Annotated in this window: 17 protein-coding genes; 7 read left to right on the forward strand and 10 right to left on the reverse strand. The window is 63.3% G+C overall.

What is annotated here, in order from left to right; all coding sequences use genetic code 11:
* Window positions 1–86: 86 nt before the first annotated feature.
* The 7 genes from WKV53_RS23430 to WKV53_RS23460 all read right to left on the reverse strand — a co-directional run bounded on the left by WKV53_RS23430 (window position 87) and on the right by WKV53_RS23460 (window position 6,748).
* Complete coding sequence (locus WKV53_RS23430) at window positions 87–287, reverse strand: hypothetical protein (RefSeq protein ID WP_341407250.1); 201 nt, start codon at window positions 285–287, stop codon at window positions 87–89.
* Window positions 288–478: 191 nt separating this feature from the next.
* Window positions 479–631 (reverse strand): hypothetical protein, encoded by a 153-nt coding sequence (locus tag WKV53_RS23435; RefSeq protein WP_341407251.1) that lies wholly within the window; start codon window positions 629–631, stop codon window positions 479–481.
* Between the two features lie 383 nt (window positions 632–1,014).
* Window positions 1,015–2,127, reverse strand: coding sequence for an ABC transporter permease (locus WKV53_RS23440; RefSeq protein WP_341407252.1), 1,113 nt, complete (start codon window positions 2,125–2,127; stop codon window positions 1,015–1,017).
* Between the two features lie 13 nt (window positions 2,128–2,140).
* Window positions 2,141–3,268 (reverse strand): ABC transporter permease, encoded by a 1,128-nt coding sequence (locus WKV53_RS23445; protein ID WP_341407253.1) that lies wholly within the window; start codon window positions 3,266–3,268, stop codon window positions 2,141–2,143.
* Window positions 3,265–4,992 carry an ATP-binding cassette domain-containing protein gene (locus tag WKV53_RS23450; RefSeq protein WP_341407254.1) on the reverse strand — a complete coding sequence of 576 codons (1,728 nt, stop codon included), beginning with the start codon at window positions 4,990–4,992 and terminating at the stop codon, window positions 3,265–3,267. Before WKV53_RS23450 ends, WKV53_RS23445 begins: the two co-directional genes overlap by 4 nt.
* Window positions 4,992–6,065 carry an HlyD family secretion protein gene (locus WKV53_RS23455; protein WP_341407255.1) on the reverse strand — a complete coding sequence of 358 codons (1,074 nt, stop codon included), beginning with the start codon at window positions 6,063–6,065 and terminating at the stop codon, window positions 4,992–4,994. Before WKV53_RS23455 ends, WKV53_RS23450 begins: the two co-directional genes overlap by 1 nt.
* A complete protein-coding gene (locus WKV53_RS23460) occupies window positions 6,062–6,748 on the reverse strand; it encodes a CerR family C-terminal domain-containing protein (RefSeq protein ID WP_341407256.1) in 687 nt (228 codons plus the stop codon). Before WKV53_RS23460 ends, WKV53_RS23455 begins: the two co-directional genes overlap by 4 nt.
* A gap of 114 nt (window positions 6,749–6,862) precedes the next feature.
* On the opposite strand from WKV53_RS23460, the gene WKV53_RS23465 reads away from it, so the two are divergent.
* Both WKV53_RS23465 and WKV53_RS28655 read left to right on the forward strand, forming a co-directional pair.
* Window positions 6,863–7,075, forward strand: coding sequence for an addiction module protein (locus WKV53_RS23465; protein ID WP_341407257.1), 213 nt, complete (start codon window positions 6,863–6,865; stop codon window positions 7,073–7,075).
* 2 nt (window positions 7,076–7,077) lie between these two features.
* Window positions 7,078–7,374, forward strand: coding sequence for a type II toxin-antitoxin system RelE/ParE family toxin (locus WKV53_RS28655; RefSeq protein ID WP_345789675.1), 297 nt, complete (start codon window positions 7,078–7,080; stop codon window positions 7,372–7,374).
* 22 nt (window positions 7,375–7,396) lie between these two features.
* On the opposite strand, the gene WKV53_RS23475 is transcribed toward WKV53_RS28655, so the two are convergent.
* Window positions 7,397–8,350: a DUF3472 domain-containing protein gene (locus tag WKV53_RS23475; RefSeq protein WP_341407259.1), complete on the reverse strand. Its 954-nt coding sequence runs from the start codon at window positions 8,348–8,350 to the stop codon at window positions 7,397–7,399.
* A 112-nt stretch (window positions 8,351–8,462) separates the two neighbouring features.
* Window positions 8,463–11,090: a ribonuclease R gene (rnr, locus tag WKV53_RS23480; RefSeq protein ID WP_341407260.1), complete on the reverse strand. Its 2,628-nt coding sequence runs from the start codon at window positions 11,088–11,090 to the stop codon at window positions 8,463–8,465.
* Here rnr and WKV53_RS23485 point away from each other — a divergent pair.
* From WKV53_RS23485 to WKV53_RS23495, 3 genes are all read left to right on the forward strand, one after another.
* Entirely contained in the window at window positions 10,984–11,559 is a 576-nt protein-coding gene (locus WKV53_RS23485) for a prepilin-type N-terminal cleavage/methylation domain-containing protein (protein WP_341407261.1), read from the forward strand. The genes rnr and WKV53_RS23485 overlap by 107 nt on opposite strands.
* A gap of 296 nt (window positions 11,560–11,855) precedes the next feature.
* The gene (locus WKV53_RS23490) at window positions 11,856–15,182 is read left to right on the forward strand and encodes a hypothetical protein (protein WP_341407262.1); all 3,327 of its coding nucleotides are present in this window, start codon (window positions 11,856–11,858) and stop codon (window positions 15,180–15,182) included.
* Between the two features lie 8 nt (window positions 15,183–15,190).
* Window positions 15,191–16,123 (forward strand): hypothetical protein, encoded by a 933-nt coding sequence (locus WKV53_RS23495; protein WP_341407263.1) that lies wholly within the window; start codon window positions 15,191–15,193, stop codon window positions 16,121–16,123.
* Between the two features lie 93 nt (window positions 16,124–16,216).
* Here WKV53_RS23495 and WKV53_RS23500 read toward each other — a convergent pair whose 3' ends face one another.
* Window positions 16,217–16,831, reverse strand: coding sequence for a hypothetical protein (locus tag WKV53_RS23500; protein ID WP_341407264.1), 615 nt, complete (start codon window positions 16,829–16,831; stop codon window positions 16,217–16,219).
* Window positions 16,832–17,064: 233 nt separating this feature from the next.
* Between WKV53_RS23500 and WKV53_RS23505 the strand changes: the two genes are divergently transcribed.
* Both WKV53_RS23505 and WKV53_RS23510 read left to right on the forward strand, forming a co-directional pair.
* Window positions 17,065–17,778 carry a response regulator transcription factor gene (locus tag WKV53_RS23505; RefSeq protein ID WP_341407265.1) on the forward strand — a complete coding sequence of 238 codons (714 nt, stop codon included), beginning with the start codon at window positions 17,065–17,067 and terminating at the stop codon, window positions 17,776–17,778.
* Window positions 17,775–19,397 carry a HAMP domain-containing sensor histidine kinase gene (locus WKV53_RS23510; RefSeq protein WP_341407266.1) on the forward strand — a complete coding sequence of 541 codons (1,623 nt, stop codon included), beginning with the start codon at window positions 17,775–17,777 and terminating at the stop codon, window positions 19,395–19,397. The genes WKV53_RS23505 and WKV53_RS23510 overlap by 4 nt, the downstream gene beginning before the upstream one ends.
* The last annotated feature ends 174 nt before the right edge of the window (window positions 19,398–19,571 follow it).

Genomic DNA, 19,571 nt, shown 5'->3' on the forward strand with positions numbered 1-19,571 from the left:
GGATGGCCGCGTGCTCGCGGCGGGCGGGCAACGTGGGTGCTCGGGCGCGGATTGTCAAAGCGGGATCCCGTGTGCCCCGGAAGGCGTCACAGGATGTCGAAGTAGAACAACAGCGCCACGCCCGCGCCCGCCAGCACCACCGAGGTGGAAATCCAAAGCCAGCGTTTCCAAGAGCCCCGCTGCGCCGCCGGATCCACCCAATCGTCCCAGCCCCGGTTATCCTCGCGGTAGCGATGATAGTGTCGGTTCGAGGATTGGAAGCGTGGCCGTGCTTCGGGCGTTTTCATTAGAAGCTCATTGGAGAGGTGGAGCGGGATCTGGCTTCTAACCAAATCTTTGCAGAACGCAACCGGCGAATCGTTCCATTTCGGAAACTACGTATGCACGAAATTGCGTACAAAGATCGTGTTAGCTAAACACGGAAAAGCCCCGCACGGCGGACCGGGCGGGGCTGGGGAAAAATCGGTGTAGTCGAAGCTTACTTCGAGTAGTGCACCTCGGCTGCTGCCGGGACTTCCTGGAACTGGGGAAGGGGGCGAAGCGGTGCGGCCTTTGGCTCGCTGGTGCAGCAGCAGGAAGCGGAAAGGAACGCGAAGGCGGACACACAAACGGCAGCGATAATGCGGAGCATGGCGGGAGTGAAGTGAGGTTTTTTTGAATTCGCCAGAAAAATGATTTCCGGGCGAAAATTCAGGGCGGACCTGTCAAGAGGTCCACCCTGAGTTGAGTCATGATGCGGATATAGAAGGTCCGCAAAAATGGATTACTTGGCCGGGGCGACGTAGGTCGGCGAGGCAGGAGCCGGAGCCGGCTTGCTGGAGCAGCAGGAAGAAGCGAAGAGCGAAGCGGCAACGAGGGCGGCGATTTTGACGAGTTTCATGATGGTAGCTTGGTTGCGGTTGAAACGGACGTAGTCCGATTGGGGCCGACTCTAACGGACCGGACATCCCGCGCAAGTTGAAAGTCCGGGGCTCCGAAGCCCGCAAACCCTTCATTACAGGCGGTCTGCGGGCCTCAGGAGGTCTTCCGGCGGAACATGATCGAGGCGGCTCCGAGGGTGCAGAAGCCGATGATGATCAGCGGCAGGATCAGCGAGAAGACCCGCTCCGCCGAGGCGTCCTTCAGGAACACGCCCTTCACGATCTCCACGAAATGGCGGACCGGGTTCGGGATGGTGGCGATCTGGAGCCAGCGCGGCATGTTTTCCACCGGCGAGGCGAAGCCGGAGAGCATCATGGCGGGCATCATGAAGGAGAAGGCGCCGAGGAAGGCCTGCTGCTGGGTATTGCAGACCGAGGAGATCAGCAGACCCACGCCGGTCAGCGAGAGGGCGTAGAAGAACATCCCGACGTAAAGGAGCAGCAGGCTGCCCTGGAAGGGAATGCGGTAGAGGAAGACGGCGGCGCAGAGAATCAGGGTGGCCTGGAAGAAGCCGACGATGATGGCAGGGACGGCCTTGCCGATCATGATCATTTCCGGCGTGAGCGGCGAGACCAGAAGCTGATCGAAGGTGCCCTGCTCGCGCTCGCGGGCGACCGAGAGGGCGGTGAGGATCAGCGAGCCGATGGTGGTGATGACCGCCACCAGGTTCGGCAGCATGAAGTTCTTGTAGTCGAGGTTCGCATTGAACCAGTAGCGGGTGACGGTTTCGGACGGCATTTTCATGCCCTTCGCGGTCATGCGGTCCTTGATGAAGGTTTCGGTGATGCCTTGCAGGTAGCCGAAGGCGATCTGCGCGCCATTCGAGCGTCGGCCGTCCATGAGCACCTGGACGGGGGCGGTCTCCCCGGTGGCGAGGCGGCGGGAGAAGTCCTCGGGAATGCTCACCGCGAGCATGGCGGAGCGGGACTCGATGGCGGCCTCCATGTCAGCCTGGGCGTGGATCGCGAGGACCTCGGTGAAGGCGTCGGACCGGGCGAAGCGCTGGACGAGTTCGTTCGAGTCCGCGCCGGTGTCGCGGTTGTAGATGGCCAGCGAGGCGTTTTTCACCTCCAGGGTCGCGGCATTCGGAAAGAGCAGCGTCTGCAGGATCACCGGCATGATCAGCAGCGCGCGGGCGGAGGGATTGCCCAGCGTGGATTGGAGCTCCTTGATGACGAGCGCCCGGATGCGGAGGAAGAAGTTCATGGCGGGGTGGCGTTCATTCCATGCGGCGCCGGGTCAGCCTCGCGGTGAGGCCGAGGAACAGGGCGGAGGAGGCGATCAGCATCAGGATGTCCGGCATCAGCACCTTCCACGGCGAGCCGACCTGGAAGATGGTCTGGATGGCGGAGACGAAATAGCGGGCGGGGATAAGATGGGTCACGCCGCGCAGGAAGGTGGGCATGCTGGAAATCTCGTAGATGAAGCCGGAGAGCATCATCGCCGGCAGGAAGGCGGCATTCAGGGCAGCTTGTGCGGCGTTGAATTGGTTTCGGGTGGCGGTCGAAATTGCCAGCCCGATGCCGAGCACGCTGAGCAGGAAAAAGCTGCCCACGACGAACAGCGCGAGCGCCGAGCCACGAAACGGCACGCCCATCAGCCAGCGCGCGGCGGCGACGCACATGACCAGCGAGATCATGCCGAGCGCGTAGTAGGGGAGGATCTTGCTGAGCAGCAGCTCCGCGCGGGTGACGGGGGAGGCAAGCAGGGCCTCCATGGTGCCTCGTTCCCATTCGCGGGCCACGACCAGAGAGGTGAGCAGGGCGCCGATCACGGTCATGATCACCGTGATCGAGCCGGGGATCAGGAAATTGCGGCTCTTGGCCGAGGGGTTGTACCAGTAGCGGGGCTCCAGTGAGACTTCCCGTTTCATGTCCTCGCCGCGGTCCTCGGCGCGCTGGAGCTGCCACTGCTGCCAGATGGCTCCGAAGTAGTTGCTGACGAACTGGGCGGTATTCGGTTCCGAGCCGTCGGCCACGACCTGCACTGGTGCGGTTTCGCCCGGCTGATTCATCCGCCGTGAAAAGTCGGCCGGGATGATCATGAAGCCGCGGATCTGCGAATCGACCATCGCCCGCTCCATGGCTTCGCGCGATTCGAAGCGGCGCACTTCCATCGATGGCGTGCCTTCCAAGGCGGATGCCAGACCGCTCGCATCCTCGCCGGTGGCCTCATTGAGCAGACCGATCTTGAGGATGGGTGTGTCGAGATTGATGCCGAAGCCGAAGACGAAGATCAGCAGCAGCGGCAGGACGAAGGCGATGAGATTGCTGCTCGGATCGCGGAAGATCTGGAGCGTCTCTTTCCAGCAGAGCGCGCGCAGCCGGCGGAAGGAGAGGTGTTTCATGCGGCTGCCTCCTCCTTGCTGGTGACCAGCTCGATGAAGGCGTCCTCCATCGTGGGGTCGGGATTCTCGGCGGTGGCGACGCTTTCCTTCAGCTCGTCCGGAGTGCCATTGGCGATGAGCTTGCCGCGGAAGACCAGGCCGATGCGGTCGCAGTACTCCGCCTCATCCATGAAGTGGGTGGTGACCATCACGGTCACGCCGCGTTCGACGAGGCCATTGATGTGCGTCCAGAATTCGCGGCGGGTCACGGGGTCAACGCCTGAGGTTGGCTCGTCGAGGAACAGAATATCCGGCTCATGCATCACCGAGCAGGCGAGGGCGAGGCGCTGCTTGTAGCCTAGCGAAAGCGAGTCGGTCTTGGAATGGAGGAAGGGGCCGAGGTGGAAGATGTCCGCCATCTCGGCGATGCGCTCGCGTTGGCGCTTCCCCGCGACGCCGTAGATGCCAGCGAAGAAGGCGAGGTTCTGGTTCACCGTGAGGTGGCCGTAGAGCGAGAACTTCTGGGCCATGTAGCCGAGCCGCTGGCGGGCCTCGCTGGCGCTATGGCTGAGATCGAGGCCCACCACCATGGCCGTGCCGGCGGTGGGGGTGAGCAGGCCGCACATCATCTTGAAGGTGGTTGATTTCCCCGCGCCATTCGGGCCGAGCAGACCGTAGATCTCGCCGCGCTTCACCGCGAAGGTGACGTCGTCGGTGGCCTTGAACTCGCCGAATTGCTTGGTGAGGTGCTCGGCCTCGATGACTGTCTCGTCGTCGTGAGGGATCTCCTTGGTGGCCTTGGCGAGCACCGATTCACCGGGAGGGCCACCGCCTAACAGGTCGATGAAGGCATCCTCAAAGCGCGGTTTCACGGGCACCCACTCGGCACCGGCGTCCGCGCCGATTTCTGAGGGGTCGAAGGGCTTGGTGTCTTTCTTAAGAGTCAGGCGCAAGCTGTGGCCCTGGATGGTGCCGTCATTGACCTCCGGTCGCGAAAGGGCACGGGTGAGGAGCTGGCGCTTGCGGGCTCCGGGTTCGCGGAGTTGGAAGCAGCGGCCTTCGAGCGGTGCGGAGATTTCCGCAGGCGTACCGGCAAAGAGCAGCTTGCCTTCATTGAGCACGATGGTGGTGCCGCACAGCTCCGCTTCATCGAGGTAGGCGGTGCTCCAGACGACGGCGATGCCTTGGCCGACGAGGTCCTCGACCATGCCCCACAGTTCGCGGCGGGAAATGGGGTCGACGCCGACGCCGGGTTCATCGAGGAGTAGCAGCTTCGGCTTTCCTAACAGGGCACAGGCGAGGCCGAGCTTTTGCTTCATGCCGCCGGAGAGTTTTCCCGCGAAGCGGTCGGTGAAGCGCTTGAGATCGGTGAAGGTCAGCAGGCGTTCGAAGGCTTCCTCTCGCTCGGTGCCAGTCACATGGCGGAGGTCGGCGTGGAGCTTCAGGTTCTCGATGACGGTGAGGTCTTCGTAGAGGCCGAACTTCTGGGGCATGTAGCCGACTTCGCCGCGGATGGCGGCGACCTCGCGGATCGGGTCGTGGCCGAGGGTGGAGACCGTTCCGGAGTCGGCTTCTAACAGGCCGGCGATCAACCGCAGCAGCGTCGTCTTGCCCGCGCCATCGGGACCCGCGAGGCCGGTGATGAGGCCGTTGCGGATTTCACCCGAGATGGCATCGAGCGCCGGACTGGCCATGCCCTTGAAGGTCTTGGTCAGGTCCCGGAAGTTGACGACGACTTCGGACATTACTTCGCGGGGTGCGAGTCCAGCGAGACGGTGACGGGCATGCCTTGGCGCAGCGAGCCATCGGTGTCATCGACGACCACGCGCAGGCGATACACCAGCGAGGTGCGGAGTTCCTTGGTCTCGACGGTCTTCGGCGTGAATTCCGCGCGCGGCGAAACGAAGCCGACGGTGCCGTGGAAGACGTGATCCGGCGCGCCATCGGTGACGAGGCTGACCTTGGTGCCCGGTGGGAATTTGCCGAGGTCGGGCTCGTGAACATAGGCGCGCACCCAAACGGGATTCTCGAGCGAGAGCGAGAGGACGGTGGGGCCTGCCTGGACGATGGCTCCGGGCTCCAAGGCGCGGGTGATGACGATGCCGTCCGAGGGGCTCTTCAGGTCCGTATCGCCGAGTCGGATCTCGGAGGTTTTCACCGCGGCTTCGGCCTGGGCGACGGCGGCTTCGGCCGAGCCAACGCCGGCTTGGGCGGCTCCGACGGCAGCCTCGGCAGCGGCGACTTCTTCCTTGCGGAAGCCGCTTTCGAGTTGGCGCAAGTTGGCGTCGGCCAGCTTCAGGCGTTGCTCCGCTTCGTGGAAAGAGGCCTCGGCGTTTTCGAAGTTCTGGCGCGAGACGCCTTTCGATTTCACGAGTTCCGACTGCCGGTCATAGATGCGCTGCGCATTGTCCATGGTCACCGTGGCTTGGGCGCGGGTGGCGCGTGCTTGTTCGATTTCTTCGGTGCGATAGCCGGCGCGTTTCAGGTCGGCATCGGCCTTGGCTTGGGCGAGAGTCGCCTTTGCCTGGGCAAGTGCGGCGCGTGCTTGGGCTTCGGCGGCATTGGCTTGTGCGAGTTCGTTTTCGTAGGGCTCCTTGTCGATGCGTGCGAGGAGTTCGCCGGTCTTCACGGCGTCACCTTCGTCCTTCAGGACTTCGGCGATGCGGCCGGAGACGCGGAAGCCGAGGTCCACGCCGCGGATGTCGACATTGCCCTGGAGAACGAGCGGCTCGTGATTGCTACGATACTTCCCGTAGATGAACCAGCCACCGATGGCGAGGGCGGCGAGGATGAGAATGACTGGAATCGCTTTCTTCATGGTGTGGCTCCTTTCAAGCCGGGACAGATGAGCCCCAGGTGTTCGTCGAGGATGGTCGCGATGATCGCGAGGTGGTCGTGGGTGAGATTCTTCACGCCGAGGCGGCGGAGGATGGTGGTGCGGGCGATCTTGAAGGCGAGCACCTGGCCAAAGAGGGCGTGAGCCCGGAGGATGGTCTTGGTTGAAGTCGGGTCTTCGCCGGTGGCAACGCCCAGCACCGTGGCGAAGAGCTCGTGGAGCGGCTTGAGCGCCTTGTTGTAGAGAACGTCGAAGCTCTCGCTGGGTGAGGATTGCTCGCGGATCATCACGAGGCGGATCTTCTCGAACTCTTCGTCTTCCACTTGCTGGCCGAGCAGGGTGCGGAGCATTCGCTTCATCACGTCCATGGCTCCGGTCGGATCCAGCGTGCCGCTCTGGAGCTTGGTCCGGGTTTCTTCCGCGATGGCACCGAAGATGCCGCCGAGATAGGCGCCGATGCCTTCGAGCACCGTGGTGTAGAGCTTCTCCTTGTTGCCGAAGTAGTAGGCGATCGCCGCCACGTTCTGCCCCGCCTCATCCGCGATGTCGCGGACCGAGGCGTTCTCGTAGCCCTTCTCGCCAATCTTCTTGAGGGCGGCCAGCAACAGCTTGCGCCGGGCTTGCTCGCCTTTGTTGGGGCTGGTTGGAAACAGTTCCCGCTGCACGGCGCGGAAAATTCAACGGTCGTCCAATAAAGTCAAACAAATGTGTAAAAATGGGTGCGACTGATCCGCAGATTGTCGAATTGCACGGCGGATTCAGTGAGCTAGACTCCTTGGATGGCGACCATGGAGGAAATCGAATCTCAAGCGATGCGGCTGCCTGAGTCTGAACGTGCAACGTTGGCGGGTCGGCTGCTTGAATCGCTTCCTGCGGTTCTGTTTGAAGAAGATCTCGGAGTCGCTGAGGCGATGCGCCGCGATGAAGAAATGGATCGCGACCCTTCCGCCGGGATCACCTTGGAAGAATTGAAAGCTTCCTTGGGTCGTTAAGCATGCCCAAGGTGATTTTCCATCGCCTGATTCGGAAGGATCTGGATGGGGTGCTTTCCTACTATGAGCGGGAAAGTGGGAGTGCATTGGCTGATCGCTTCTTTGAGAGCTTCCTCAGCGTTGTTGAAAAGGCATTGAATGATCCACGGCATTTTCACGTGGCGGCCGGAGTTCTGCGCCGGGCGAATCTGCCGGACTTTCCCTATCATTTCCTCTACCGCGAGAAGCCGTTCGGAATTCGCGTGCTTGTCCTGCGCCACGATCGTCGCCATCCGGACTTCGGGTTGCGTCGGCGTTGATCGGCTACGTGGTAGGAGAAGCTTATTCTGCCTTCCAGAGTGTCCGGTTCGGTTCCTCCGAGTCCGGGAAAACCTTGTTCTGAAGCTTGCAGGTGATCTCCCGGCCGTCTTCGGAGGCGGTGACGCGGATGAGATTCGGCGAGACTGGCGAGCGGAGGCCATCCGGGCGGACCTTATCCTCGCGGATGAAGGCGGCATCCACTTTGGCGAGTTCGGCGGGGGCGCCGTTGAAGCGGAGATTGGAGAACTTCACTTCGAGCGGTGGCAGGTCGGCGATTTCCGGTGCCTTGTGGATCTTTTCGGTCGCGTAGAACTCGAGGAAGGCGGCGTTCCGTCCGCTGTGGGTGAGGGTGTCACCGGGGAAGCGGAGGGCGGCGACGAAGATTTCCTTTCCGCTCTTGTGTTCCTTCACGAAGGCTCCGACCCAGGTGCGAGCCGTGCCATCGGTCATCTCGGTGTCCATCCGCCGCAGGGAGTAGGTGTATTTCCCGGCAGTCCACGGGTGGGGCCGGCGGCCTGAGACGAAGTTGCCCTCGTAGCCCGCGGCTTCGACGAAACCACCGGGGGTTGCCCGCACGTCGGCGAGGGTGAGGTCGGGCTTCTTGCTCCAGCGGGAGAAGATAAAACCCGGGCCGCCGTGAAGGCGTTTCTGGTCCTTCGGCTCCATCGCGTTCCAGCCGTTCACGTTGGTCTGGATGCCGCCGTAGATCAGGTTGTCATTGATGGTGCCGGAGAAGGGCGAGATGTAGAGATTGTAGGTCTCCGACGGGATGTCGTGGGAGATGTCGATGTCCACGGAGAACTCCGCGAAGTCCTTCACCTCGCCCTTGGTACTCCACCACAGGTTCACCATGTGCCAAGGCAGGGGTGGCCGGGCCGGAGCCAGTTCTGTGGGTGTGGGAGGAGCTGTTTCCTCAGCGTGAATGCAGGGCGAGAGGGCGAGCAAGGCCGCGAGCAGGAAGCGATCGAATTTCATGAAGGCAGAGTGCTTGGAAACAACGCGCCTTCATCGCCTCCGCTCGGAGAAATGGAATCTCCAAACGCTAGTCGCTCACTTTTTGACCGATTTCCCCGCCAATGATGCGAGCTTACCTCTTCTTCTTACCCTGCTTCTTCGGCTTCTTGCCCTTCGGCGGCCAAGTCTTCTCGAACTTCGGCTTGCGCTCCTGCTTGGGCTTTGGCGGCGGGGTGCCGTCCCACTTGATGGGGGCTCCGTGGACCTTGGACACCGGTTCGCCGGCGATGCGGAAGTCGATGAACTTGCCTTGGAAGTCGATGCGCTGGACTTGCAGTTTCACTTTCTGGCCGAGCTGGAATTGCTGGCCGCTGCGGGAGACGTAGCGCATCTGGGCGTGCTCGAAATGCCAGTCGCCGCGGGGGAGGTCCTCGCTCTTCACCAAGCCGCGGGCACCGATTTCGGTGGCTTCGACGAGCAGGCCCGCATTGCGGACGTCGGTGATCATGCCATCGAATTCCGGTGGCGGGTCCTGCTTGGTGCAGCCGTCGAGGTATTCGAGCATCTTGATCTGCTTGGTCTCGTTTTCGGCATCGGCCGAGGTGCGCTCGGTGTCGGAGATGTGGCGGGAAAACTCGGCGAGTTCGGTTTGGCCCGCGACCTTGTCGGGATGCTTTGGCGCATTGGTCAGATAAGGCTGCAGCGAGCGGTGGACGATCAGGTCCGCGTAGCGGCGGATCGGGCTGGTGAAGTGGCAATAGTCGGCCTTTGCCAAGCCGTAGTGACCGAGTGGATCGGGCGCGTAGGCGGCGCGCTTGAGGCTCTTTAATAGACCCAGCTTGATGAGGTGCTCGTCCGGACGGCCCTTCGACGAATCGAGCAGCTTCTGGATGTGCGCGCGGTTCGACAGGTCGCCGGGCTGATAGCCGTGGGCGCGGGCGGTCTCGGTGAATTCCGCCAGCTTGCCGAAGTCCGGGTCCTCGTGAACGCGATAGATCGTTGGCTTGTTGCGGATCTTGAGGATGTGCGCGACCGCTTCGTTCGCGAGAAGCATGCATTCCTCGATGAGCTGGTGGCTGGCGGTGTGCTCGACCTGATGGACTTCCACGGCCTTGCCCTTGTCATCCAGCTTCACGCGGATCTCCGGCATTTCGAGGTCGAGCGAGCCGTCCTTAAAGCGCTTCTTGCGAAGGGTCTCTGCCATCCGCCACGACTCCTTGACCATTTCCACGAGCGTCGCGGGCGAGCCTTCGGGCGCGGGTTTGCCATCGAGGATGGCCTGCGCTTGTTCGTAGGAGAGCTTGGACTGGCTGTTGATCACCGCGTCGCAGAAGCGCGTCTTGAGGACCTTGCCCTGCGGCGAAATTTCAATGATCGCGCACTTGGTGAGGCGGTTCACGCCGGGCTTGAGCGAGCAGATGCCATTGGAAAGCTCGGGCGGCAGCATCGGCAGCACGCGATCGACAAGGTAGGTGGAGTTGCCGCGCTCGGATGCTTCCTTATCCAGCGGCGTGCGTGGCTTCACATAATGCGACACGTCGGCAATGTGGACGGCGAGCGTCCAGCCCTTGTCGTGGCGCTCCACCCAGATCGCGTCGTCGTGGTCCTTCGCGTCGGCGGGGTCGATGGTGATGACCAGCCGGTCCCGCCAGTCCTCGCGGCGGGCCATTTCCTGAGGATCGACTTCCTCCGGCACCGCTCGGGTTTCAGCGAGCACGTTCTCGGGGAACGTCGTCCGCAGACCGTGGCGGTGAATGACCGCGGCGATATCGACGCCTGCCTGTCCCGGCCAGCCGAGCACTTCGAGAATGCGGCCACGCGGGGTCTTGTTCTTTTCCCATTGGTCGAGATCGACCACCACGAGCTGGCCCGGCTCCGCGGTGGTGTCGCCGAAGATGTCGATTTGTCCGGCCAGCGCCGGGTCTTCCGTTTCCACCCAGATGAACTTCGACTTCCGGCAGAAGACACCGACGATGCGGCCGCTGCGGCGCTCGAGGACTTTCTCCACCTTGCCGCGGGCGTCCGGTTCTTCCTCGGGCACCTGCGGGCCGCGACCGCGCTGCTTCCATGGCTCGGGTCTCGGCAGATGGAAAGAGATGATCACCCGGTCGCCTTCCAGCGCGGTGCCGGTGTCGCGGCGCGGGATGTGGACGCGCGAGTATTTCTTCAGGTCGATTCCGGTGGCGACATTGTCCGGGTCGACGGCGTCGGGATAAAACCAGGCGTGGCCGCGCGGGAGGAACTTGATGGTGCCGCGCAGTTTGTCCTGGCCGGGGTGCTTCGGGAGTTCGTAGCGGCCCTTGCGGCCTTCGGCGATCAAGCCCTCGCGTTCCATTGCGGCGAGCTCGGTGCGGAGCAGGGGGCGGTCGTTCGAGGGGAGGGAGAGTTCGCGGGAGAGTTCCGACTTATTCATCGGGCGGTAACCTTTGCCGCCCATCAGGCGGAGCAACGCGCTCCGCAGTTCATTTCGATCCATGATGCCGGAGGATGGCCGCTGGCGGGGAATCTGGCAACCCGCGAACCGGAAAAGCGCTTGGCAGACCAAGGGCTTGGGGTAGCTTGCGGACAAGATGCACGGGAAAAACGCGGGATTGCCACCGCGCCTCGAACCCGCTTTCTTTCGCCGAAACTGCAATAACGTCTCAGTCCCATCTATGAAAACCCGTCCTAATCGCCGTTCATCGCACGGCTTCACCCTCGTCGAGTTGCTCGTCGTTATCTCGATCATCATCGTGCTCGCGGCGATGAGCTTCGGTGCCATCTCGATCGCCACGAAGAAGAAGAACGCGGTGGTGACCCTGACCGACGTCCAGGCCCTCGCCCAAGCGCTGGACCGCTACTACTCCGAGTATAACAAGCTCCCGAGCGTCGGCTCCTCCGGCGACGAAATGGTGGCGGAAGGCCAGTCCGGCCAAGAGCTTCTCAAGATCCTGCTGGGCAAGGAAGATACCAGCAGCGACATGCAGAACCCGCGTCAGATCGTTTTCCTCACCGCCCGGAACACCAAGAACAAGAAGCAGGGTGGTCTGGTCTACAGCAACGGCAACCAAGTGGAAGGCCTGTATGATGCCTGGGGTCGCCCGCTGAACATCAAGTTCGACGACGATTACGATGAAGAGATCCAAGACCCGATCAAGCAGGGGGAGGTGGTCCGCCAGAAGCGCGCGATCGTCTGGAGCCTCGGTGCCGACGGAAAGTTCGGCGACAATGATGAGGTGAAGTCCTGGTAATCCGGCCGCTTCGATCAGTCCATTTCATGAACCCCGCCCGGCTTTGGCCGCGGCGGGGTTTTTTCGTGCTAAGACTGTCTTCTCAAGGTGATGACATTCAGGGGCTTTGCGCTAAAAACTGGTAAAATTGCGCAAATAATCATATTAAAAGTGATGTGGCGTGGAAGCTGCGGTGTTAAACGTAACCAAGTTTACATCGAAAAATGCGCCAGAATCATTTCACTCAACGTCGCCTTCCTCCAGCGACCCCAGGCTCCCGGTCAAGGGGCTTCGCGCTGGTTGTATCGCTGATGCTGATGGTGGTGATCACCTTGTTGGCGGTCGGCATGCTCAGCCTCTCCTCCATCGAGCTGAGAAAGAGCGGCCACGAAACCGCCCGCGCCCGTGCCCAGGCGAACGCCCGCCTCGCCCTCTCGCTGGCAATCGGCCGCTTGCAGGAGACCGCCGGCCCCGACCAGCGGGTGACCGCCCGGGCAGATCTGAAGACGAGCGGCGAGCAAGGCCGCTGGGTTGGCGTGTGGAAGAGCACCCGCAAACAGGGCAACCTGGAAGTGCCGGTCATCCGCTGGGACGACCGCGAGTCGGTGCTGGTGGACTCCCGGAGCAGCGCGAGCTCGGATGATGGCTTTGTCGGCTGGCTGATCAGTGGCGACGGCGTGACGCCGGATCAGCCAGGCAGTGAATTGGCCACGCTGGTGGGTGATGGCAGTGTCTCGGCCGCGGCGGATCAGGTGAAAGCGCCGCTCGTGCATGTCCAAGGGAAGGGCGATGCCGGGGCCTACGCCTACTGGGTTTCCGACGAGTCGATGAAGGCAAGCGTCAGCCCGCTGCCGGCGAAGGAAACGAGCGAGCCGCGCTTCCTGCCGGTCCGCTACGGGATCGGGGCGCTCGATCAGCTCGCCGGGGTGGACGATGCCAAGGATGAAGAGCTTTCGAAGGTGATCGACTCCAGCCAGGCCAGTCTGGTCGGCTCGGCGGGCCGCGAGGCCTGGGAGCAGCATTTCCATGCCACCGGGGCGCGTGCCTCGGCGGTGCTGGCGGACCCCCTGCGCGGGGGCTTGAAGGCGGATCTCAGCACCTATTTCGAGCAGGGAACCGTCGCAGCAAAGGGCGATACGCTGCCGGCTGCGCTGGATACGACATCGCTGCTTGGCGGAGCTCGCCGCAAGGTCCAGGGGCCGAAGCTCGGAGCCCTGCGCTCTTTCGCCAACCTGGCCTCGAAGAATGACTCGAGCGGCATCAAGCCGGCGGCGGCGCTGGTGAGCACCCGCCAGGACAAGTTCGCGGTGATCCCGAAGATGAGCCAGTTCACCGACCAGCCGATCCACCCGGTGATGGCGCAGGCGGAAATTTACACCCGCTTTGCCTACGTCCGCGGCTACCTGACGGTCCATCTCTACCCGCGGGTGGTCTTGTGGAATCCGTACAATGCCCCGCTCGCCGCCGCGTCGTACACCGTCGATTTCAATCTGGCGGCGCATGATTCCGCGGACATCGAAAAGCGCCAGCAGACCACGACCAAGGTGGTCACCGCTTCTTACGACACCTTCGGTGCCACTAACAAGGAACGGCGGATGAGTTTCAGCCTGGAGGCGACCGCCTTCGAACCCGGGGAGGCGCTGGTCTTTTCGCCGAAGCCTTCTACCGGTGCCATCGCCGGACGGGCGATCCCGCTGGCCCTGCGCAGCAACGGATCGAACACCCTGAGCGCGACGGTCGATCCGCAGCAGCTCACCAATTTCTACCTGACGCTCACCCAGCTCTCCGACAAGGGCGTCTCCGCCGGCGACCTGCCGCTGTATGCCAATCACAACGATGCCGACTACTGGATGGACACCATGGATTGGTATGAGGGCAATCCGGACAATGGCTTCAAGGTCAGCCTGCACCTCGGCACCGCCGCCAACTACACGGCGAGGATGCGCCTGCCGCTGCTCCAACTGGTGGACCTCGACAACTGGCGCCGCGAATATCAGGGGCGCTTCAACAGCGGTCGCTGGCGCGTGGGCGGCGTGGAGCCGGTGAACGACTACGAGCGGACGCCGGACATGGAACCGTGGCCGCGCAGCTGCTATGGCTTCCGCTACAAGTGGTGGGTCGAAAAGAATCCCTACAACTACGCCGGTCTGTCCGCTGACCGCTTCTGGCAGGCTTCCGTGACGGCTGACTACAACCTGCGCGCAGCCTATTGCCATCGCAGTCCTTATGACGCGGCTACCGACAATGGTGAGACTCACCACTGGTACCTGTGGGGACCCTACGCCATGGACAGCCAGCAGGGCTTGGCCGCCCTTTCGCCGGAGCGTGCCTCGCACAGCGGCAAGAACGGCTTCCGCGGCAATCCTTTCTTCGGCGGGGCGAACTCGCGGCCGGATCACGTCTATCCGCTCTACGACATTCCGAAATCAGGCGAGCGCATCGTTTCGCTGGGCCGTCTCCAGCACGCCCAGCTCACGCCCTTCATCTGGCATCCGACGTACGCGATCGGCAGCTCGTGGGTGCCGCCGAACCAGAAGGCCCGCGAGAAGTCGGGCGACACCGCCACGCAGCTGACCGCGGCGTGGAGCAGCCAGACTCCGTGGCTGCCGGCGTGGATGAAGCAGGACCGCAGCCGGGACGAGGTGGTCTATGATCTCTCCTACGAGACCAATCACGAGCTGTGGGATCGCTATTTCCTGAGCGGCGCGACCAAGGCCGAGAAGGAAGAGTTCAGCAAGGACGCCACAGACAGTCCGCTGGCGAACTTCCGGCTCTATCCGGCCTCGGGCAAAATGGACACTGCCCGCCTGGAGGACTACCATCAGGCGGCCTCCCAGCTGCTGCTTGGCGGCGCGTTCAACGTGAACTCGACCGAGCCGGGCGCGTGGCGCGCGCTCTTCGCCTCGATGCGCGACTCCTCTTTCGGCTCGAAGGACTCGGCCTTCCCGCGCTTCCTCAAGCCGGGCTCGGGCGAGCACAAGCCGGACGATCCTTACGATCCCGAGGTGTGGAAGGGTTTCCGCGCGCTGGACGACACGCAGATCGCCAAGCTGGCGGATGAAATGGTGGCCGAGGTGAAGCGCCGGGGTCCGTTCCTTTCGGTGTCGGATTTCGTGAACCGCCGTCTGGTCACCGCCACCTCGCCGAATGCCGAGACCGGCATGGAGGGCACCCTCCAGCAGGCGATCGAACGGGCGGGCCTCAATGACGGCCTCAAGGGCGGCGACCTCACGCCCTCGACCACGGGCTACGGCAAGGGTTCCTATGAAGTCGGCTCCAATCCCGCCGACTGGGCCCCGGTCGATCACATGCGCGAATCGAAGGGAGCCGGCCTGCCCACCTATCTCCAGCAGGGCGATCTGCTGCAGTCGCTGGGTTCCTTCCTCGTCGCCCGCGGCGACACCTTCGTGATCCGAGCCTATGGCGAAGCACGCACGCCGGATGACAAGCAGGTGGAGGCCCGCGTCTGGTGCGAGGCGGAGGTCCAGCGCCTGCCCGGCTACGTCAATGCCTCCGATGCGCCCGAGCAACCCGCTTTCACTGCCGCCGGTGCGGCCAACACCGCCCTTTCCGAAGCCAGCCGGAAATTCGGGCGCCGTTTCACCGTCGTGTCCTTCCGCTGGCTTTCTCCGAACGAAGTCTGACCCTTGTCATGAAACTCCGACTGCTGATTCCGATCATTCTCACCGCCGCGCTGCAGGCCCAGCAGCCGGCCCCGCCACCGCGACCCGCGCCGTCTGACGGCGGCGGCATTCCCGGAGGCAATCTCGACCTGAGCAACGTGCCGGTGCCCGACGCCGACAAGAAGACGCTGCCGGAACTGAGCGAGGCCGAGCTCAAGGCCAAGCCGGTGCAGCTTTCCGTGGTCCCGATCGGCTGGGTATCCCCGCCGATCATCTACCTCGATAAGGACGGGATGCCGCGGGAGAAGGATCGCGATCCGCTCGAGTACCCGCCGGCGGTCTATCATGTCGGCACCGAGAAGGGCACCATCCGGCTCACCGGCGCGCACAATCAGGTAGCGGCACCCACTGCGGTCCCGCGGCGCACGGAGATGACGCTCTCCTATGAGATCCCGCCGAAGCCTTCGGGCGATGCCACGCCGACGCCGGAGAAGGGGCCCCGCTTGAAAACGATCGGCAGCTTCGCCGTCCCTGAGGGTGCCACGCATCTGGTGGCCGTGGTTTGGAAGGATCCGAACGCGAAGCTGTGGACCAATCCGCAGTTCAAGGTGATCGACGTTTCACCTGGCACGGTGAAGGGCAACGAGGCGGTGGTGATCAACCTCTCCGGCCGCGATCTCGCGATCCATCGCGGTGATGTGCCCTACAAGATTGCGTCCGGCTTCATGGGCAAGGTCGCCCTGCCGGTGAATGCCAAGGGCCAGGTGCCGATGGTCGTGGCCGCGGCGTCCGGGGTGGGCTGGCAGCAGCTTTCACGCACCGTGCTGGGGCCTGGAAAGGACGACCGTATCTTCGTGCTGGCGTGGCAGGCTCCGGAAACCCCGGCCCAGCCGGCGGGCGTCGCGCTGCAAGCGGTCGCCAAGCGTTTGCCGGAGGCTCAGGCCTTCCAGCCCCCGCACTAACAAACTTCCCGTGGATAGGATGGTCGCGGGGCGGTGGCCAGCAGGTGTGGCCTCCGCCCCGCTTTGTTTTCTCCGGGGAAAAAGTCGATGGGTTCAGCGTCCGCGCGGGGGGCGTCCACCGCCTGGAGGTCCGGGCCGGCGGCCTCCTTCTTGGCCTTGGCCCTGACCTCCGCCTTGTGGCGGACCTTGCTGGTCGTTCTCTTCACCATCTCCTTGCTTCGGGGGGCGCGGGGGGCGGGGATGGATCTCGGGCGGCGTCAGTTCGCCGTCTTTGTTCTTGTCGAGTTTCGCGAGCGATTCGGGCGCTGCGTCGATTTCCTCGGTCGAAAGTTCGCCATCGCGGTCCTTGTCGAGGGCGGCCATCAGCGGCGGGATCGGCCCGCGTGGACGCTGGGGCTTCTTTTCCTCGCCCTGCTGCTCTTGTCCTTGCTCGTCTTTTGGCGGCTCGGCTCCTTCCGGCGGCTTCGGCCGAAGTTCTTCCTTCGAGATCGTGCCGTCGCCATCGGTATCGAGCGTGCGGAGGGATTCGGAGGCGGCCTTGATCTCGTCGGCGGAGAGCTTTTCGTCGCCGTCGGTATTGAGGGCTTCGAAGACCGGGAGCGGCGGATGCGGCGGCGGTCCGGGTGGCGGGCCTTGCTTCTCGTCCTGGGCATGGCAGGCAAGGGCCGCCAGCAACGCCGCGGCAATGGTGGTGCAGGTGGTTTTCATCTTGGTCGTTAGGTTGGATTGCTTGGTTTCGCGGCGGAGAACCCGTCTCACGCCACGGAGGAAACCGCCGCTTTGTTAAGCCCGTGTGTGGAGTGCGGAGGATTCGTGTAAAAGTTGCCGGAAGCCGTGAAATCGTTGGCGGCGGGCGGGTTGCCGGGGCTTTCCGAGACGCTTTGTTAAGCGCTCGTAAAATCGGTGGCCTGTTTCCCCCGGTTTGTCGCAAGCTCCTCACGATGACTCCCGCTCTGCCCGCCCGGCCCTTGCTGGTGGTTGATGACGATCGCAAGCTCTGCGGATTGATCCGCGACTATCTCCAGCCCCACGGCTGGCAGGTGGACATGCGCCACAGCGGGCCCGAGGGGCTCGAGGCAGCGCGCGTGGGGAAATACGAGGCGATGCTGCTGGATGTGATGATGCCCGGCATGGATGGCTTCGAGGTGCTGCGTGAGTTGCGCAAGACCTCCACGATTCCGGTGCTGATGCTCACGGCGATGGGTGAGGAAGCGGACCGCATTGTCGGCCTCGAGCTCGGTGCGGACGATTATTTGCCAAAGACTTTCTCCAGTCGCGAGCTGCTTGCTCGCCTGCGCGCTGTGACCCGCCGCAGCACGCCTGCCGCGAACGGTGCACCAAGTACGAAAGATCTAGTATGTGGCGATCTGGTGGTGAATGAGGAAAGCCATGTCGCCACGCTTGGTGGCGAAGCGCTCGATCTCACCGCGCTGGAGTTTGCTATCCTCGCATGCCTGTTGAAAGCGAAAGGCCGCGTGAAAACGCGTGAAGGCCTGTTGGAGGAAGTGTCCGACCGGCGCTTCGATGTCTTCGATCGCTCGATCGATGTCCACGTCTCGCAGCTCCGCCGCAAGCTCGGCGACGATGCGAAGCAGCCGCGCTTCATCCGCACCATCCGCGGCGTGGGCTACAAGCTGGAGGACACCGCGCCATGAAAGGCCGCGTCCGCTTTCCGCTGATGGCGAAGATGCTGCTGTGGCTGTGCGTGCACCTCGGCGTGCTTGCGGCGTCGTTTGCCCTCTTCGTGGCGTGGCAGCTCCGGCTGGGGCTTGATTCATTGCTGAGCGGCACCGCCGGCGAGCGACTCAAGAGTGTGGGTGAGGAAATCTCGACGGATCTCCGTAGCTCGCCGCGCCAGACGTGGCCGGAAGTTCTCAAGCGGCATGAGGCGTCGCTCGGCTTGAGTCTATCGCTTCAAGTGAACCCGCCATTGTGGGTGGGTTCGCCGCCGGAAAAGCTTCCGTCCAATGTGGAGCGGCGCATCAAGGAGTTTCGCCGCCCTCCTGGCCCCGCGGCAGCTGCGCGGCCTCCTCGTGGACCCGAGCGACCGCCTCGCGATGGGCTCCCTGGAGATGGATTCGGCCCGCCGGAAGATCCCTTGTTTGGTGATGGGCCGCCAGATGGGGGCGCTCCTGGCGGAGGGCCGCCGGGTGGGCGGGGTCTTCCTCCGCGGGATCGATTGGATCGGCCCGAGCCAGTGGTGAACGGTGAGCGTCCCAAAGTACGGCCGGATTTCCTACTGCGTGGCGATGGCGGGAACGGCTACTGGGCAGGGATCGATTTGCCTTTGATCGAGGCGCGCCAAGGCCAGCCGCTGCATGGGCTGCTGGTGATCCGCGCTGCGGATCTCTCCGGTGGCGGACTGTTCTTTGATCTGAAGCCGTGGATTATTGGCGGACTTGCGGTGCTCGGTCTGAGTCTGGTGCTGTGGGCGCCGGTGTTCTTTGGGATCACGCGCTATCTTTCGCGACTGTCGAAGACCACGGAGGCGATCGCCGATGGGAAGTTCGATGCCCGGGTGGGTCTGTCGCGCTCCGATGAACTCGGTAGCCTGGGGGATTCCATCGAGTCGATGGCGTCACGGCTGGATCGGCTGGTTCGTGGGCAAAAGCGCTTCCTCGGGGATGTGGCGCATGAGCTTTGCTCGCCGCTGGCTCGCATCCGCACCGGCTTGGGCGTGCTGGAATACGGGCTGACTCCGGAGCAACAGGTGCGCTTGGAATCGATCGAGGAGGATGTGGGCGAGCTGTCCCAGCTGGTTTCGGAGGTGCTTGCTTTCACGAAGGCCACCACGGCTCCGGGCTCAGTGCGCCTGGAAGCGGTGGAGTTGGCTCCTGTGATCCAACTGGCCCTTTCGCGGGAATGCCCGGGCCAGCAGGCTGAGGTGCAGCTTGCGGAGAAGCTCGCGGTGCTTGCGGATCGGAACCTCTTCGCCCGGGCGGTGGCCAATGTGCTCCGCAATGCCGCGCGCCACGGCGGAGATGCTTGTGGACTCAAGATCTCTGCCACGCGTCACGGCGATGAGGTGGAGCTACGCCTCGCGGATAACGGTCCTGGAGTGGATCCAGCGGATTTGCCGCGTCTCTTCGAGCCCTTCTACCGTCCCGACGCTGCTAGAACGCGTGAAGCAGGGGGCGTAGGTCTTGGTTTGGCGATCGTGAGATCGGGAATTGAGGCCTCTGGAGGCACTGTGAGGGCTGAAAACGCCACTCCGCATGGGCTTTGCGTGGTATTCCGGCTGCCTTTTGCGGCCTCTGAGGCTTTTGGTAGCTGAATTCGTTTCAAAAAATTCGCAGCTCGAATCCCGCAAAATCAACGCCTTGTGTCGAATGCGTCGCAAAGTTCCGAAAAAACATCACGAAAGGTATTGACCCCCGGGGTCCGGGCACCTTAGGTTCTCCCCGCCGCGCGGCACCAAGCGCGGCGCGAGAGACGGGAGTCGATCGCG

The sequence above is a fragment of the Luteolibacter sp. Y139 genome (genome assembly GCF_038066715.1).
Lineage (GTDB): Bacteria > Verrucomicrobiota > Verrucomicrobiia > Verrucomicrobiales > Akkermansiaceae > Haloferula > Haloferula soli.